Below are 17,586 nucleotides of genomic sequence, written 5' to 3'. Positions count from 1 at the left end.
TCGGCAGCTCCTACAGGTCATACGTTTGCCACGAGACAGCGGCACCCAGGTGCTCCCACAGAAATGGTGCTCATGGGCGACGTGGGACCGGCTTTAGCCGATCCCACTCGAGTTTTACCGGTGGAAGCCCACAATTGCCTTGGTCTCCAAAAACGCTTCCAGCCCCCATTCGGCATATTCCCGGCCATTGCCCGATTGTTTGTAGCCGCCAAAAGGTGCTCCGGGGTTCCAGTCAGGATGGTTGATGTACACGCCGCCGACCCGCAGTTGCAAGGCAATGTCTCGTGCCCGCTGCAGGTTGGACGACTGCACGTATCCGGCCAGACCAAACACGCTGTCGTTGGCCAGAGCGACCGCATGCTCATCGTTGTCATAGGCCTGAATGACCAGTACCGGGCCGAAGATTTCTTCCCGCGCGATGGTCATGTCCGGCGTTACCCCGGCGAATACCGTGGGTTTCACGTAATAACCACGCTCCAGACCTTCAGGCTTGCCCAGCCCGCCGCAGACCAGTTGCGCACCTTCTTCAATGCCGATCGCAATCATTCGCTGAATGGCCTGGAACTGTCGTTCGCTGATGACCGGCCCCATTGTCGATTGCTCATCCGTAGGCGCGCCGACGTGATGGGCGAGGGCAGCACGACGCGCAATTTGCACAGCCTGATCATGCAGCGCAGCGGGCACCAGCATGCGAGTGGGGGCGTTGCACGACTGGCCACTGTTGCCAAAGCAGCCGTTGACGCCGGAGGTCACGGCTTTCTCCAGGTCCACATCATCAAGGAGGATGTTGGCCGATTTGCCGCCCAGTTCCTGATGGACGCGTTTGACCGTTGGCGCAGCCAGGCGCGCGACTTCAATGCCCGCGCGGGTCGAACCGGTGAATGACACCATGTCCACGTTGGGGTGGGCTGCCAACGCTGCGCCTACGGTAGGGCCGTCGCCATTGATCAGATTGAACACCCCGGCCGGGACGCCGGCTTCGTGCATGACCTCAGCAAACAGCAGTGCATTCAGTGGTGCAATCTCGCTGGGCTTGAGAACCATGGTGCAGCCCGCGGCCAGTGCCGGTGCGACCTTGCACACGATCTGATTGATCGGCCAGTTCCATGGCGTGATCAGCGCAACGACACCCACGGGTTCCAGATTGATCAGGGTGTTGCCGTTGGTTTTTTGAAAGGCAAACGTGTCCAGCGTGCGCAGTAACTGTTGCAGGTGACGTTTGCCGATCCCCGCTTGCCAGTCATAAGCCAGAGCTCTGGGCGCGCCGACTTCGGCCATGATCGCCTCGGCAATCTCGTTATAACGCTGCATGAACACGTCCAGCACCTGTTCAAGCAGGGTGATTCTCTCGGCCGGTGAAGTGCTGGCGAAGGCCGGGAACGCGCGACGGGCCGCACTCACGGCGGCGTCCACGTCGGTCTGGTTACCCATGGCAATCTGGCTGAATGGCTGTTCAGTCGCCGGATTGATCACCGGCAATTGAAAGTCGCTCGCCGGGTTTACCCAGCGGCCATCGATATAAAACTTCAGGGTGTTTTCGATCATCTGGTGCAGCCTCATCAAGGCGAGCGAAAAAAGGGCGGGCGGCGGGTTAACGGTTTCTGAAAACTGCACCCGGTCGCTCGCAAGAATAAGCACCTGTTTACGCATCCGGCAATTTACTAATAGTTGTTCCAGGCATAAGCTCAGATCATGTCTAATCTTCGTCGAAAGCTCCCCAGTTCCAGTTCTCTATTCGTCTTCGAGGCGGCTGCGCGGTGTGGCAGCTTCACACGGGCGGCGGATGAATTGTGCGTCAGCCAGCCAGCGGTTAGCCGCATGTTGTCCCGGCTTGAGGAGCATCTCGGCGTGCAGCTATTCGAACGCACTCGCGGTGGTGCGCGACTCACCGAAAGCGGCAGCATTCTGTACCGAAGGGTGCAGGAAGGCTTCAGCACTATCGAGTCGGCGATCAGCGAAATTGAGTCCCGTGCCACTGGCATAGAAACGGTGACACTGTCCGTTTCAACCGCGTTTACCACCCATTGGTTGATGCCGCGCATGAGCCGTTTCAGTCAACGCTTTCCCAGTGTGGACATGCGTTTTCAGTTGATGTCCGGGCGGATTGGCGGCCCGTTGGTGGACGTGGATCTGGGCATGCGTTACATCGACGCAGGCAGTCTGAAAGCCACGGATACACTGGTTCTACCTGAAATAACCTTACCTGTCTGCAACCCGCTTTACCTCAAGCAAGTGCTGCGTGATGAGGCTAAAAAGCAGTCCCCCACTCTGATCTGCATGGACAATCAGGATCGCGACTGGACGCTGGAGTTCGGTTCTTCAGGTCGCACGGAAAATGCCTTGATATTCTCTGATTATGCGGTGGTCGTGCAGGCTGCCTTGTTAGGGCAGGGAATGGCCCTGGGCTGGTTGACGGTGGTGTCGAACAGCCTGGTCAAAGGTGAATTGGTGCCTGCTACCGAACAGATCCGCATCTCGAATCGGCGCTGTTGCCTGGTCACTCCGGCGAATCGTCCGGTGCGTCCGGTGGTGGAAAATATCCGCGACTGGATCATTGAAGAGATGCGTTCCGACATCGCTCAAGTGCATGAGCTTTACCCCGATTTAGGCCTGGCGAAGCTGCTCTGATCAAGGCCCTGAGTCAAGGTGTGCCGCGCATCCTGAAAAAACCGTAGGTTATGCTTCGAGGCGCGCTCAAAACGGAATATTTCACGAGAAGTCAGGGCAGATAATACCTCTGGCCAGACAGCTTTCCCCTCATGAATAATCTTGCGGAGCGCCTTATGTCATTCAAGCAGTTCAAAGCCCTGACGTTCGATGTCGTCGGCACGCTCATTGATTTCGAAGCCGGCATTCTTGCTCACGTGCGTGAAGTCGCGGGCGAAGCGGGTAAAAACCACAGCGACGACGACATCCTCAAGGCTTATCGCGAAGCGCGTGCCTCGACTGATTCGGGGTGGTGGCCGGATGACCTCGAACGCTGCTACCACGTCATCGCTTCGAAGCTGAATCTGCCGGATAACGATGAGTACGCCAAAGGCCTCAGCCTGGCGGTGAAGAACTTCCCGGCGTTCCCGGATTCGGTTGAAGCACTGAAACGCCTGCGCAAGCATTTCAAACTAGTGGCCACCACCAACTCGCGGATCTGGGCACTGGATTTCATGGCCAAGACTCTGGATGAGCCATTTGATGTTCGCGTAACCGTGGACGATGTTCGTTTCGAAAAACCCGACCCGCAGTTTTTTGCCTACACCCGTGGCGTGCTGGCAACTCAGGGCATCCTGTTTGAAAACATTCTGCATGTCGCGCAAAGCCAGTACCACGATATCGGCGTGGCGATGCGTCTGGGCTATCAGACCTGCTGGATCGAGCGTCGCTTCGCACAGAAGGGCACCGGCGGCACGCTGGAGTCCGAGCGCGTCGAACCGCATTATCACTTCACTTCGCTGGCGCAACTGGCCGACGCAGTCGAGAAAGAACTGGGTTGATGACCTGGACGCCCGGTTTTCGTCGCGGGCGTCATTCCTCTTTTTAGCCGGATGCTGGTCATGACTGTTCAGAGCTTGTGGGCGGCAACCGCCCAACCTTGTCCCGCCCTGCAATCCCTCGAAGGCGACCGCCAATGTGATGTGGTGATCATCGGTGCAGGTTATACCGGCCTGTCGGCGGCACACCATATTGCCCTGAGCGGGCGCGAGCCGTTGATTGTCGAGGCCAACACCCTGGCCTGGGGCGCTAGCGGGCGTAATGGCGGTGTCGTCTCGCCTAAGTTTCGGGTAGGTTTTCCGACGCTTATGGAGCGCTTTGGTCGCGACATTGCGCTGCAGATGTATCGCACGGGTTATGCGGCGGTCGACAGCCTGATCGAGATGGTCGACAGCCTGGGGCTGACCGGCGCTCAGCTCAACATGGGCGGGCATATCGCTGCTGCGCATAATGTTCACGCCCTTGGCGGGCTGGAATCCACCGCGAACTGGATCAAGCGTGAAACCGGTGGCGCGTCCTCGGTCATGATCAGCGCCGCACAGGTGCAGGAAATGACCGGTTCCACGCTTTTTGCCGGTGGTCTGCTGACGCCAAAGGCAGGCGGGATTCACCCCATGAATTACGCCCGTGGCATCGCGCAAAGCCTCACGGAGCGGGGTGTCAGGTTGTTTATCAATAGCCCGGCCGAAAACGTGCGTCATGAGGCCGGTCGTGTGGTTGTGCAAACGCCTCAAGGGCGGATCAGTGCGCGTCAGATTATCTATGCCACCAACGGGTATTCCGATCTGACGCGCGTTACCGATACCTTGCATCGACGTCTTATTCCGTTTCGCAGTGCAATCATTGCCACCGAACCGTTATCGCCTGATGTGCTGGCGCAGATCATGCCCGGCGGGCAGGTGTGTGGTGACACCAAACGTATGTTGCGCTGGTTCCGGATTGTCGGTGACAGGCTGATCTTTGGTGGACGCGGGGCGTTCGGCAAGAACGATTCGCAGAGTGCTTTCCGGACCCTGCAACGCAGCATGGGCGAGGTCTTTCCCGTTCTGCGGGACTGCAAGGTCGATTTCCGCTGGTCCGGTCTGGTCGCCATGACGCTGGATTATCTGCCCCATGCCGGACAGCTGGATGAGCGCAGTTTTTACGCCATCGGGTACAACGGTGGTGGGGTCGCCATGTCGACCTGGATGGGCACTCAGTTGGCGAAGATGACCGCAGGCGAGAAGGTCGAGCTGGGCTTGCTCAGCGGTGACAAATTCAACCCCATCCCCCTGCATGCCTTCCGTGCGCCCGGCGTTCGCCTGGCGGCGGGATGGCAGCAGTTTCTGGATGTTATTGGCCGGTGAATGGCCGCAGAAAGGATCTGCTCCTGTCGAAAAAAATTGAACCGATCCTGTAGGAGCTCACCGAGGTTACGAGGCCAGCGATAGCGGAGTGTCAGACAAGCCGCTATTGCTGGCCTCGTAACCTCGGTGAGCTCCTACAGATCCAGTGTTGTTACAGATCCAGTGTTGTCAAACCGCCCTGACCAGACTGCGCAGTGGCACGGTGCTTTTCACTACGGGTGACTTGATCACGATGTAGCTGAAGTATTTTTCGATGCCGATATTCTTGTCCAGGATCGACTCCATCAGCTCCTGATAATGCTGAATGCTGCTGCACAGGAAGCGCACCAGATAGTCGTAGCCGCCGCTGATCAAATGGCACTCAAGCACTTCATCGATGTTGCGGATGCTCGATTCGAATTTCACGAAGTCGCCACGCTTGTGGTCCGAGAGGGTCACTTCGGTGAAGACGGTGACTGAATTGGCAAATTTGGCCAGGTTGACGTGCGCTTCGTAGCCGCTGATGTAGCCAGCCGACTCAAGACGCTTGACCCGCTGCAAGCAAGGACTGGGAGACAGGCCGACGGCTTCGGCGAGGCTGACGTTGGTCATTCGCCCGTCTTTCTGCAGTTGGACCAGGATGTTGATGTCGATACGATCGAGCTTGGTTGCCGCGTCCATGGTTCAGTCCTCGCAATTTCAAAATCCTGGCTGTCACGCCTCAGGCATGCAGCGCTTTTTGATGCGCATGAACGAGGTCTGCCAGGCTGGCGTATTCACAGCGCTTGCCGTCCAGAGCCTGCGGGGAGTGATTCCACGGCTGGCTATGACCCCGTTGCAACGTACACACCGGAAAATCCACCCGCTCATTCCAGGGATCATCCGTTTCCGTACTGCGCACCGGTAACAGTTCTGATCGCTCCAGCTCCAGCTGGAGTAACGCGGCATCCAGACTCATGTGCCAGTCGTTGCTGCTGGGTTCGATAACCGCGTCGAACGTCACCGGCAGGCGGCTGGTCAGCGAGCTCATATCGATACCGTGCGGTGGGGCAATCAGTATCAAACGGTAGAACTTGCTCAGGTACTGCAAGGCACCCGGAACATCTTCAAATATGGGCCAGTGGTCAGAAGAGCTACTGAAAGCAACACTCTGATCCCAGTCAGGAATGGTATGCAATTGGTGAGCCAGACGTTGGTACAACTGACCGTGGAAAGCCCTTGGGCTAACGCCTGAGGTACTGGTGATCAGCTCTTGAGCTGTGTGTCGATAAGCCTGTAGCAGTTGCTCGTCACTCGGGGTGGGGGTGCTCTGCACCGCCAGCGGTCGAAGTCCCTCCAGGATGCCCCGTTCTCGATCAACCAGTGTCCCAAAGGAAAAACCCAATGCCTTGTACTGGGTGACTTTCATGATTCGCTCCTGAGTTACAGCTGTCGGTTCCGTCATGGTTCAGCCCCGGATCTGATCCGGGCCCCGGCGCTGCAAGGGCAGGCCGGGCCAGGTTGCGTACCGCGTTATTTCAGCAGGCGGCAGCCAGTGCGGTGTCGAGCATCTGCAAGGCTTCTGCCACTTGCTCAGGTGTTGTCACGAGCGGGGCGAGGAAGCGCACCACGTTGCGGTGCACGCCGCACTTGATCACCAACAAGCCAGCGTTGCGCGCTTCGTCGATGACTTTTTGCGCCAGCGCGGCATCGGGGCTCTGCTTGCTGTCGGCGGCGACCATTTCGATGGCTTGCATGAAGCCCAGACCGCGTACATCGCCAATGCGCGGGTAGCGGGCTTGCAGGGCAAACAGGCCTTCGCGTAACTGTGCTGCCAGTTTCTCGCCCTGGCTCAGCAGATCCTGCTCTTCGAACAGATCCAGAACCGCCAGCGCCGCAGCACACGCCACCGCGTTACCGCCATACGTGCCGCCCAGACCACCAGGAGTAGGCGCGTCCATGATTTCGGCGCGACCTGTCACGGCAGACAAAGGCATGCCGCCCGCCAGGCTCTTGGCAACCGTTACCAGATCAGGTTTGATGCCTGCGTGCTGGAAGCCGAACATGGCGCCGGTACGCCCGAAGCCAGCCTGGATTTCATCGAGGATCAGCACGATACCGTGCTGGGTGCAGCGCGCTCGCAAGGCCTGCAGAAACTCATTGGATGCGGCGATGAAACCGCCGTCGCCCTGAACCGGCTCGATGATGATTGCGGCCACACGATCGGGGGCGACATCAGTGGCGAACAGCTCGTCCAGTTCGGCCAATGCGTCATCGCTGCTGATGCCGCGATACGGGTTCGGATAGGTGGCGTGATAGATCTCGGCCGGGAAAGGCCCGAAGTTCTGTTTGTAGGGCTGGCTCATGCCGGTCAGGGTCACGCCCAGCAACGTCCGGCCGTGGAAGCCGCCACGGAAGGAGATCACCGCGGTGCGATTGGTGTGGCCCCGGGCAATCTTGATCGCGTTCTCGACCGCTTCAGCGCCCGAGGTGAACAGCACGCTTTTGTAGTGTTCATCACCACCAATCAGTTTGTTCAGGCGTGAGGCCACTTCGATGTAGTTGGGGTAGGCCACGACCTGGAAGCTGGCATGTGATATTTCGCCCACCTGACGACGCACGGCCTCAACCACCCGCGGATGGTTGTGACCCACGTTGAGTACGCCGATGCCGCCAACGAAATCCAGATAGCGCTTGCCGTCTACGTCCCACAACTGCGCACCTTCAGCGCGAGCTGCCACGACCGGATGAGCCGTAATGATGCCGCGCGGGACGTGTTGCTCACGCAGGGCGAGCAGGCGTTGGTTTTCAGTCAGTGCAGAATTCATCTCAATCTCCGTGAACGCCAGGGTGGCAGGTGATGTGTTCAGGATAAGCACTGGCCAGAACCACAAGCACTGAAGTTGCCCGGGCCAGCGCTGTGATCGACTGTTTTAGGGGGAGGTTACGGAATATTTCGCTGTGGGGGGCTGCAGGCAATTCTGGGTGGGCCGCAAACCCCTGTGGGAGATTCTATGTTGGCCTGCAATCCCGTAGGACCGGCTATGTGGGAGCTGAGCTTGCGCGCGATGAACGATTACGCGGTGTGGCTAATGGCTGCGTTTCATGCATCGCGGGCTAGCCCGGCTCCCACAATCACTATCTGCTCCCACAAAGTAATAGCCTTTCAACTGGATAGGTATGTTTGGTTCATAAGTCAAACCACTGCGCGCGGCACCACGATGGTGTCTTCCGGGTGCAGGCGCATGAACATAGGCGAGCCAATGGGCGGCAGGCTCAGATTGCCTTCGTGATGGCTTGGCTGACGCAGGCTCACGGTCGGGCCGCCTTCAAGATCGACGAACACCTTGAGGCTTTCGCCCTGGAAAACGATGTCCGAAACACGGCCGCGCAGACGGTTCCATTCGGGGCCCGAGGTCTCGTTGTCCAATAGCAGTTTTTCCGATTGCAGGGCCAGAAACACATCGCCGGATGGCGGGATCGGACGCGTCGTGCGCAGGGCTGTTGCGCCCAGCGTGAGGCCGTTGTCGCTGCGCTGCAGGGGGACCAGGGTACTTTCGCCGATGAAGCTGGCGACGAAGTCGTCGGAAGGGTGGTCATGCAGACGGCGAGGGGTATCGACCTGCACCAGTTGGCCGCCGCGCATGATCGCAATGCGGTCGCTCATGGTCAGGGCTTCACGCTGATCGTGGGTCACGTAAATCATCGTCGCACCGAGGCGTTTGTGCAGGGCGCGCAATTCGATCTGCATGGTCTCGCGCAGTTGTTTGTCCAGCGCGGAAAGTGGCTCGTCCATCAGGATCAGCTTGGGTTCGAAGACAATGGCGCGGGCCAATGCTACCCGCTGGCGCTGGCCACCCGAGAGTGCCGCAATCGAGCGGTTTTCGTAGCCGGTCAGCTCAACGGTTGCCAGCGCCTGCTTGACCCGCCCAAGGCTTTTCGATGCACTTTCACCCCGGGCACGTAGCGGGAAGGCGACGTTCTCGCCCACGGTCATGTGCGGAAACAGGGCGTAGTTCTGAAACACCACGCCGATCTCGCGCTTGTGCGGCGGCATCAACGTCACGTCTCGCTCGCCAAATAAAATGCTGCCGGAGCTGACCCTGATGAATCCGCCGAGAATGCTCAGCAACGTAGTTTTGCCCGATCCTGAGGGGCCCAGCAGGGACATGAACTCTCCCGCTTCGACCTTCAGGTTCACATTGTTCAATGCCTTGAGGCTGCCGTAATCCTTGCAGACCTGATTGACGCTGACCGATTCAAAACCTTCGTTGAAATTCATGAAGCGTCCTCCCTTGCAGAGCGAGTGTCTGCATCCATCTGAACACAGGCGCTGGCCGTGTTCGTGCCGTTTTGAGCCGCCGGGAAAACAGGATCTGCTGCCCGGCGGTATCTGTCTCTAACGCTGGCCGTCAGTCCAGGCCGCCGATATGCCAGGCTTTGACTTCGAGGAACTCGTCGAGGCCGTACTTGGAACCTTCACGGCCGGTACCTGACTGCTTCATGCCGCCGAAAGGAGCGACTTCCATGGAAATGATCCCGGTATTCAAACCGACCATGCCGAACTCCAGGCGCTCGCCCACACGCCAGGCGCGGCGCATGTCCTGGGTGAAATAATAGGCGCCCAGCCCATAAGGAGTCGCATTGGCCAGTGCCAGTGCTTCGGCTTCGTCCTTGAAGCGGAACAGCGGCGCAACAGGGCCAAAGGTCTCTTCGCTGGCCAGCAGCATGTCGGCCTTGGCGTCGCGCAGAACGGTCGGCTGGACATACAGACCGTCGCCCTGAGGTGCGCCGCCGATCACCACGCTTGCGCCTTTTTCCAGCGCGTCGCCGATATGGCGGGCTACTTTGTCCACCGCTGCGGCGTTGATCAACGGACCAATCGTGACGCCGGTTTGCAGGCCGTCGCCGACTTTCAGTTCGGCGACTGCGGCGCTCAGACGTTCTGCGAAGCGGTCATAAATGCCGTCCTGAACCAGAATCCGGTTGGCACAGACACAGGTTTGCCCGGCGTTGCGGAATTTGCTTTGCATGACGCCGGCGATCGCCAGGTCCAGGTCGGCATCATCGAAGACGATGAAAGGGGCGTTGCCACCCAGTTCCAGACTCAGGCGTTTGATCGTGCTCGCGCATTGGCTCATCAGCAGTTGCCCGACCCGAGTCGAGCCAGTGAATGACAGTTTGCGCACTGCGGGGTTACTGGTCATTTCACCGCCAACCCCGGCAGGCAGCCCCGTCAATACGTTGAACACACCTGCGGGAATACCGGCGCGTTCCGCCAGTACCGCCAGTGCCAAGGCCGACAGTGGCGTCATTTCCGAAGGTTTGACCAGCACCGGGCAGCCCGCCGCCAGCGCAGGCGCGCATTTGCGGGTGATCATCGCGTTGGGGAAGTTCCATGGCGTAATGGCCGCCACCACACCAACCGGCTGCTTGAGCACAATGATGCGTCGGTCAGCCACCGGCGACGGAATAGTATCGCCGTAGATACGCCGCGCCTCCTCGGCGAACCATTTAACGAAGCTGGCACCGTAGGCAATTTCACCTCGGGACTCCGCCAGAGGTTTACCTTGTTCGGCGGTCATGATCAGCGCCAGGTCTTCCTGATTGTCCATGATCAGCTTGAACCAGGCTTCCAGCAGCTTTGCACGTTCGGCAGCGGGGACCTCGCGCCAGGTCACGAAGCGCGCTTCAGCCGCAGCAATGGCGCGGCGGGTTTCAGCGGCTTGCAGCGCGGGCACCCGAGCTATCACGCTACCGTCTGCGGGGTTAGTGACGTCCAGCGTCGCGCCGTCATCGGCATTGATCCACTCGCCATTGACGTAGGCGCGCTCGACAAAAAGAGAAGGGTCACGCAGGGTATTTTTCAACATGATCAAGGTGCCTTGAAGGTCCGAACGGTGGACTCATTGTAAAAATGTCTGCCCAGCGACCGATGCCGAGATGGCCACAGGAACGGGCGATAGATGCTGAATTCCAGGTGCTGGCAGCAGATGTTGCTCTTCGCCGATCCCCTGTAGGAGCTGCCGAAGGCTGCGAAGCGGTTTGTCAGACCATTGCCTTCGCAGCCTTCGGCAGCTCCTGCAAGGAGGTGTTGTCAGCTTGGTTTGTTGCGCCCCGCAATCACCACCAGCAACAGCGAAGCCAGAATCAGAATCGAGCTGATCGCTGCAATCGTCGGGTCGATTTCATCGCGCAGGGCCGTGAACATCCTTTTGGTCAGGGTCTGGTTGTCACCACCGGAAATGAACAGCGCAACCACGGTTTCATCCAGCGAAGTGATAAACGCGAACAGCGTGGCGGAAACCAGGCTCGGTTTGATCTGCGGCAGGGTTACCGCCATGAACGCGCGGAAGCGATTCATGCCCAGGCTGCGTGCGACCATCTCCTGCGACATGTCGAAATTACGCAGGCCAGCCAGCAACGCGATGATCACGTACGGCAACGCCAGCATGATGTGCGCCAGAATCAGGCCGGTCATGGAGCTGATCAGGCCTACTCGGGCGTAGACGAAAAACACGCCGGCTGCGATCAGGATGATCGGCACCATCATGGGCAGCAGCAGGATGATTTGCAGTGTGCGCACCACCTTCAGACTGGAGCTGTTGATGGCGTAGGCGGCGGCCATGCCAATGGGCAGGCTGACCAGCGTAGTGACCGCAGCGGTGATCAGGCTGACGCGTGCCGCCGACATCCATTCGGCGCTCTGGAAAAACGCCGCGTACCAGCGCAGCGACCACTCTTTGGGCGGGAACTGCAGGAAGCGTGCTTCGGAGAACGACATCGGCACCACGATCAGCACCGGCAGGATCAGGTACAGCAGAATGGCTGCCACCAGCACCGTGAAGAGCAGGTGGGAGAGACGGACCTGACGCAAATAGGCAACCAGTTTCATTTAGCGCGCTCCCAGGATGCGTTCAATCGGGATGAACTTGTTGATACCCCAGAAAATCAGGAACACCACAAACAGCAGCACCAGACCCACGGCGCTTGCGGCTCCCCAGGCGTGGTAAAGCTCGACGTTACGCTGTACCAGCATCGACACGAGGATGGTGCGTCCGCCACCGAGCAGTTCAGGGGTGATGAAGAAGCCCAGACAAATCACGAAGACCAGAATCGAGCCGGCCATGATGCCGGGGGCGGCCATGGGCAAAAATACCCGGCGGAAGGTATAAAACGGCTTGGCGCCCAGGCTTTCCGAGGCTTGCATCAAGTCTTGCGGGATTTTTTTCATCACCGAATACAGCGGCAACACCATGAACGGCAACATCACGTGCAAGGTGCCGATGACCGTACCCGTGGTGTTGTGCATCAGGTTCAGTGGTTGATCGATGATGCCCATGTCCATCAGTGTCTGGTTGACCAGCCCGCGACGTTGCAGCAGGACCAGCCAGGCATAGGAGCGCACCAGGACGCTGGTCCAGAACGGGATGATCACGCAGATCAGAATGAGATTCGCCCAGAAGCCGTGCAGGCGTGAAGCGGCGTAGGCGATGGGGAAACCCAGCAGAATCGACAGGACGGTTACGATGAAGCTGATCTTGAAGGTCAGCACGAACGTGTCCCAGTAAATCCGCTCTTCAAAGATGCGAAAGTAGTTGGCCAGAGAGAAGCCTTCTTCGGTTTGCACCGACTGAAAGGCCAGCCAGCACATCGGCAGAATCAGCAGTACCGCCACCATCAACAGCGCGGGGGTGAGCAGCAGCATCATCGAGGTGTTTTCCTTGCGCTCTTCACGGGCAAGGGCATCGGCGCTGGTCAGCGGTGGCTGTTGCTTGTCGTTATCGGATTCGGGCAGGGACTTGGCGAGATAAGCATTGGACATGTCTTTCTCCCGTCACTGGCTGAAGCGCTGAAAGGCGCAATGCTTGAGTGTTGGCATGTGAACGACTCCCGAAGGGTGGGGGCAGATGCTGAAAGCAAGCGTGTTTGATGTCCGGTCGCTCTGCGGGACCGTGCAATTTCTAATGTACCCAGATGCGGGCAAATGAAGCCGCTGAAATGCCCTGCGCCGAAGTGCTTTATTGCGTAATGAGGCAGGTGGACGGCATGTCCTGCGTTGAGCGCGTCAAAGCTGAATCTGTAGGAGCGCACGAGCACCGCGAGGCCGCGATGGCGTCTTGTCTGATGCACCGCTATCGCGGCCTCGCGGTGCTCGTGCGCTTCTACAGGGGCAATGTTTGTTTCGCGACAGCGTGGTGCCATTGAGACCGAAGCCGCTCCAGGTGAGCGCGGAGTCCTTACTTCTTCTGCACAAACGACAACCAGCGCTCTTCAGCCTTGATGCCATCTGCGGATGCCCACCACTTGGCCGACAGCAACGCCTGGCGGGAGATGTTTTCCGGCGATGAAGGCAGCTTGGCGGCACGTTCTGCCGGGATCGTTCCGGTCTTGAATGCTTCAGGGTTGAGCGGGCCGTAATCGATGATCATCGGCAGCGCGGCCTGCAGTTTGGCGTCGATGGCTTCGTTGACGAACTTCATGGCCGCCACCTTGTGTGGAGAGCCTTTGAGCACGCAGAGCGAATTGGTCTCCAGCACGCCCTGGTTGTAATCGAAGGCGACCGGTGCGCCGTCAGCCTGAACAGCGGTGATGCGGCCATTCCACGCCTGGATCATGTCCACTTCGCCGTCGCTGATGAGTTGTGCCGACTGGCCACCCGAGGTCCACCAGGTGGCAATGTGCGGCTTGATTTCTTCGAGCTTCTTGAAGGCCCGTTCCACGTCCAGCGGGTAAAGTTTGTCGGGCGCAACACCATCGGCAAGCAGGGCTATTTCAAGGGTTGGGCGCGGCAAGTTGCGCAGTGAACGTTGCCCCGGGAATTTCTTTGTGTCCCAAAAATCAGCCCAAGTCTTCGGCGCTTTGTCGCCCTTGAACGCGTCTGTGCGATAGGCAAGCACGGTGGAGTAGCTGATGTAGCCGACGCTGTAATCATCCTTGAGGTCCGCGGGCAATTGCGCTGCGTTAGGGATCAACGCTAGGTCGAGCTTTTCAAACAGGCCTTCCTGTTGGCCACGAACGCAGTCACCGGTGGGCAGGTCAACCACGTCCCAGGTGACTTTGCCGCTTTCGACCTGGGTCTTGATGATCGGATAAGCTTTGGGTGAGCTGTCCTGTTTGAGGGTCAGGCCAAGCTTCTTGGCGGCGGGTTCCAGGATCGCTTTGCTCTGTGCTTCCTGATAGGCACCGCCCTGGGACACGAATGTGATGTCCTCTGCGAACGCCATGCTGGCGCAGCCGGTAAGAATAGCCAGGCTCGCCAGCTTGAAGGTACGGATACTGGAAACTGTCATGTAAAGGACTCCCGATGGTTGGCAGATTCGTAAGCGAGCTGGGGATTTTTGTTGCAGGTCGCTCTGCGGGACCGTCCAGTTAATGTACTGGCATGTCGGGAAATGAAGCGGGTACAAATGCGCTGCGCGAAAGTGCTTTATTGCGAAAAAGGCAGGAGGTGCGGCATGTCGTGCGCTGTGCAGAGGTAGAAGCCGATCCTGTAGGAGCTGCCGAAGGCTGCGATGGCGGTGTGTCAGAACAAATGCTATCGCAGCCTTCGGCAGCTCCTACAGAGAGGTGTCAGCCTGCAGCTTTAAGCACCGACACGGGATAAATCGCCGTAAAGGCGCCGTCATCAACGCTGATCGCCCGGCAATCAACCCCGTATACATGAGCCAGGTTTTCCGGGGTCAGGGTGCTGCGGGTCGGGCCGCTGCAGTGCACATGGCCGTGATGCAACATCAGGGTATCGTCGGCGTAGCGACTGGCCAGATTCATGTCATGGAAAATCGCCAGAGTGACGATGTTCTCTTTGCGTGTGTAGGCGCTGACCGCATCGAGAATCTGCAGTTGATTGGCCAGGTCCAGCGCCGAAGTCGGTTCATCGAGCAGCAGCAGGCGCGGGCTGCGCACCAATGCCAGGGCCAGAGAAATCATCTGCCGTTCACCGCCGGACAATTGCCCCGGCTGGCATTCGGCAAAACGCTGCAATCCCAGCAGCTCTAGCATCTCGCTGGCTTTGCGCTGGGCATCCTTGCCGGTTGCCCAGCCCCGCGAGCTGCCGTGCTGGGCAAGTAGCAGCAGTTCGTAGGTAGACAGACGTACATCCAGATGCGCCAGGTCCTGAGCGACATAGCCGATCAGTCGGGCGCGTACGGCAGGCGAAGAATCCAGCAGGTCGATACCGTCGATGGTCGCCGAGCCATGCGCCTTGGTTAGCCCGCACAAGCCCTTCATGAACGTCGACTTGCCTGCGCCATTGGCACCCAGTAGCGCCAGGGTGCGACCTGCCTCGGCCTTGACGGCCAGCCCGTCGAGAATAGTCCTGCCGTGAATAGTGACGCGGTAGTCAGCAGTGGCGAAGCTCATCGGGATGTCAGTCTCCGGTCACGCAGGATAAGAATAATGAAGAACGGCAGGCCAATCAGCGAGGTGACCATACCGATGGGCAATACCGCGCCCGGCACGATCAGCTTGCTGGCCAGCGAGGCGAGGGTGACGAAGATGATCCCGCAGGCAATGGTCACGCCAATGGTAAAGCGCTGGTCTTCACCTACCAGCAGGCGCGCCACGTGCGGCGCAACCAGACCGACAAAGCCGATAATACCGACCACCGAGGTCACTGCACCGGCCAGCAGCGCAGCGAGCATCAGCATCACAGTCCGAATACGTCGCACCGGAATACCGAACACCACCGCCTGTTCGCCAAAGCTGCGCAGCGCCGTCAATGCCCACGCCTGAACGAGCACCACAGGAATGGCGATCAGCGCGATGATCGCGCACAGCGTGACCTTGTTCCATGTCGCGTGGAGCAGCGAACCCATGAGCCAGAACACAATGCTTTGCAGTTGATCGACGCTGGCCACGTACTGCACCAGACCCAGCAACGAACTGAACACGAAGTGCACCGCGATACCCAGCAGGGTGATGGCTTGCAAGCCAACGTGACCACGGGTCAGGAGCAGGATGATGCCCACTGTCAGCAAGGAAAACAGAAAGGCGTTGCCGGTAACCAGCAAGTCGGCTCCAAACCCCGGCAGTGCGTTGCCCAGCGAAAAGTTGAAGGCCAGCGCCAGTGAGGCGCCGAATCCGGCGGCCGAAGAGATACCCAAGGTAAAGGGCTCGGCCAGGGGGTTATCGAGTACCGTCTGCATCATCAGCCCTGCCAGCGCCAGGCAGGTGCCTGCGAGCACTGCCATGAGCGTCATGGGCATGCGCAATTCCCAGAGGATAACGCGCGTGCTGGCATCGACACTGTCGGGCTGCAGCAGCCCGCTCATGGCCTGACCGAACGTCAGCGTCCCGGAACCGACGATCAGGTCGGCAATAAAAGCCACTACAGCGATCACCAGCAGACTGATCAGCAATACCGTGCGTTTCCACACGGTATGGGTGTAACGGGTCTGATAGCTGCTGGCGTCGGATGAAGCGTTACCGATAGAGGTCGTCATGAGTGCGGGTCATTTACCGGTAGCAGGCGCAGGCGCGTACAGAATCGCAGGGACTGCCTTGATACCGGTCAGGCCGAACAGCGCTTTGAGGCTGGCAGCGGCGTCGAGCTGTTTGGCGCTGTCCGGGTAGAACGCCTGATTGAGGTTTTCTACCGCCAGAATGTTCCAGCTGCTGGCGTAGAACTGGTGGTAGACACCATATACCCGACCATTCTGGCTGGCTTTGAGCTGGGCGAAGCCGGGGCGTTGCTCCAGCAGTTTCAATTGGCGCTCGATCGCGTCGAGTTTGACGCTTTCACCGAAGCCGAAGGGTGGCGACACCGAGGTGTTGCCCGGGAACTGGGTGCCGGTCATGACATACACATCAGGCTGTTTGCCCAATACGGTTTCCAGGGTTACGTCACCTGTAGCGCCCGGCAGCAGTTGCGAGCCGAGGTTTACGCCGCCGGCAGCCTGCACCAGTTTGCCCCAGTAGACATCACCGTGCGTGAAGCAGCAGGCAGATGCGCCGCCCTGGCCAGCTTTGGCTTCCACGAACACCAAGGGCTTCTTGTTGTGCTCCTGGGTGATGGCTTCGACTTTGGCCAGTCGGGATTTGTAGAAGTCGACGTAGGCTTTGGCTTCTTCTTCGCGGTTCAGTACCTGACCAAGCAGCGTCACGGTTTTCTGGCTGTTGACCACCGGGTCCAGGTCGCTGTCGACGAACAGCACCGGGATTTTCAGTGCGGCCAGTTTCTGTGCCACACCGGCATTTTCCAGCGAGGCGCGTGCGCGGGTCTGGAACACCAGCAAATCAGGACGGGCCGCCACAACGGCTTCGAGGTTGAGATCGCCGTCGTCACCGAACTTCATGTCAGTAGCCTGATTCGCGGTTTTTGGCCACTGGCTTTCGAAGACTTTCCAGGTGTTGGGGTCGGAGCGTTTGACGATGTTGTTCCACGCTACGATGCGCTGGAACGGGTCGGCGCGGTCGAGCAGGGCGAGGGTGAAAAGGTCACGGCCATCCTGCAACACAATGCGTTTGGGTTCGGCGGGGATCTCGACCTGACGGTTGGTGAGGTCGGTTACGGTGACTGGATAGGTGGTTGCGAAGGCCAGGGTTTGACCGGCTAGCAGCAGGCTGACACCGGCCGCGAGATGTGTGAACAGGCGCATTGAATTACCCATACCGAGAAGTGAGGACGAATCGGCCGCAGGCAGCACGACATATCCGCCGTAAAAAAGTGCGCACAGGGTAACGGAATTGTTCTCATTCGTCAGGTTTTACCATTCACACTGGGCAATGTGCCTCTGCCAGCCTGAAATGTAATTTTGGGAGCCAAGCCTGGTCTGGGGATTGAAATGCATTTTCT

General features: G+C 59.0%; 15 protein-coding genes. 3 read left to right on the top strand and 12 right to left on the bottom strand.

Annotation, left to right across the window (positions count from 1 at the left end):
* Window positions 1–114 precede the first annotated feature (114 nt).
* Entirely contained in the window at window positions 115–1,542 is a 1,428-nt protein-coding gene (locus AUC61_RS22030) for an aldehyde dehydrogenase family protein (RefSeq protein WP_243248337.1), read from the bottom strand.
* A 150-nt stretch (window positions 1,543–1,692) separates the two neighbouring features.
* Between AUC61_RS22030 and AUC61_RS22025 the strand changes: the two genes are divergently transcribed.
* The 3 genes from AUC61_RS22025 (at window position 1,693) to AUC61_RS22015 (ending at window position 4,832) form a co-directional block, all read left to right on the top strand.
* The gene (locus tag AUC61_RS22025) at window positions 1,693–2,628 is read left to right on the top strand and encodes a LysR family transcriptional regulator (protein WP_243248293.1); all 936 of its coding nucleotides are present in this window, start codon (window positions 1,693–1,695) and stop codon (window positions 2,626–2,628) included.
* A gap of 155 nt (window positions 2,629–2,783) precedes the next feature.
* On the top strand, window positions 2,784–3,488 hold the full coding sequence (locus AUC61_RS22020) for an HAD-IA family hydrolase (protein WP_243248291.1): 705 nt from the start codon (window positions 2,784–2,786) through the stop codon (window positions 3,486–3,488).
* Between the two features lie 60 nt (window positions 3,489–3,548).
* Window positions 3,549–4,832: an NAD(P)/FAD-dependent oxidoreductase gene (locus AUC61_RS22015; protein ID WP_243248289.1), complete on the top strand. Its 1,284-nt coding sequence runs from the start codon at window positions 3,549–3,551 to the stop codon at window positions 4,830–4,832.
* 168 nt (window positions 4,833–5,000) lie between these two features.
* Here the strand turns inward: AUC61_RS22015 and AUC61_RS22010 are convergent, their stop codons facing one another.
* From AUC61_RS22010 to AUC61_RS21960, 11 genes are all read right to left on the bottom strand, one after another.
* A complete protein-coding gene (locus AUC61_RS22010) occupies window positions 5,001–5,492 on the bottom strand; it encodes an Lrp/AsnC family transcriptional regulator (protein WP_027900155.1) in 492 nt (163 codons plus the stop codon).
* Between the two features lie 40 nt (window positions 5,493–5,532).
* Complete coding sequence (locus AUC61_RS22005) at window positions 5,533–6,219, bottom strand: HAD family hydrolase (protein ID WP_243248288.1); 687 nt, start codon at window positions 6,217–6,219, stop codon at window positions 5,533–5,535.
* Between the two features lie 109 nt (window positions 6,220–6,328).
* On the bottom strand, window positions 6,329–7,618 hold the full coding sequence (gene gabT, locus AUC61_RS22000) for a 4-aminobutyrate--2-oxoglutarate transaminase (protein WP_243248286.1): 1,290 nt from the start codon (window positions 7,616–7,618) through the stop codon (window positions 6,329–6,331).
* A gap of 368 nt (window positions 7,619–7,986) precedes the next feature.
* A complete protein-coding gene (locus AUC61_RS21995; RefSeq protein WP_243248284.1) occupies window positions 7,987–9,072 on the bottom strand; it encodes an ABC transporter ATP-binding protein in 1,086 nt (361 codons plus the stop codon).
* Between the two features lie 130 nt (window positions 9,073–9,202).
* Window positions 9,203–10,663 carry an NAD-dependent succinate-semialdehyde dehydrogenase gene (locus tag AUC61_RS21990; RefSeq protein ID WP_243248283.1) on the bottom strand — a complete coding sequence of 487 codons (1,461 nt, stop codon included), beginning with the start codon at window positions 10,661–10,663 and terminating at the stop codon, window positions 9,203–9,205.
* A gap of 224 nt (window positions 10,664–10,887) precedes the next feature.
* Window positions 10,888–11,685, bottom strand: coding sequence for an ABC transporter permease (locus AUC61_RS21985; protein WP_122664731.1), 798 nt, complete (start codon window positions 11,683–11,685; stop codon window positions 10,888–10,890).
* Window positions 11,686–12,615, bottom strand: coding sequence for an ABC transporter permease (locus AUC61_RS21980; protein ID WP_243248281.1), 930 nt, complete (start codon window positions 12,613–12,615; stop codon window positions 11,686–11,688).
* Between the two features lie 415 nt (window positions 12,616–13,030).
* Window positions 13,031–14,083, bottom strand: coding sequence for an ABC transporter substrate-binding protein (locus AUC61_RS21975; protein WP_243248279.1), 1,053 nt, complete (start codon window positions 14,081–14,083; stop codon window positions 13,031–13,033).
* 280 nt (window positions 14,084–14,363) lie between these two features.
* Complete coding sequence (locus AUC61_RS21970) at window positions 14,364–15,152, bottom strand: ABC transporter ATP-binding protein (protein WP_243248278.1); 789 nt, start codon at window positions 15,150–15,152, stop codon at window positions 14,364–14,366.
* Window positions 15,149–16,234, bottom strand: coding sequence for a FecCD family ABC transporter permease (locus tag AUC61_RS21965; RefSeq protein WP_122664727.1), 1,086 nt, complete (start codon window positions 16,232–16,234; stop codon window positions 15,149–15,151). The genes AUC61_RS21970 and AUC61_RS21965 overlap by 4 nt, the downstream gene beginning before the upstream one ends.
* A 9-nt stretch (window positions 16,235–16,243) precedes the next feature.
* Window positions 16,244–17,389, bottom strand: a complete 1,146-nt coding sequence (locus AUC61_RS21960; protein ID WP_243248276.1) for an ABC transporter substrate-binding protein — start codon at window positions 17,387–17,389, stop codon at window positions 16,244–16,246.
* Window positions 17,390–17,586: the final 197 nt, after the last annotated feature.

Origin of the sequence: Pseudomonas maioricensis, from assembly GCF_022790535.1 — a bacterium.
GTDB classification, from domain to species: Bacteria; Pseudomonadota; Gammaproteobacteria; order Pseudomonadales; family Pseudomonadaceae; genus Aquipseudomonas; species Aquipseudomonas maioricensis.
Note: the sequence above shows the minus strand (reverse complement) of the source record. Positions and strands in the feature narration are given on the sequence as shown.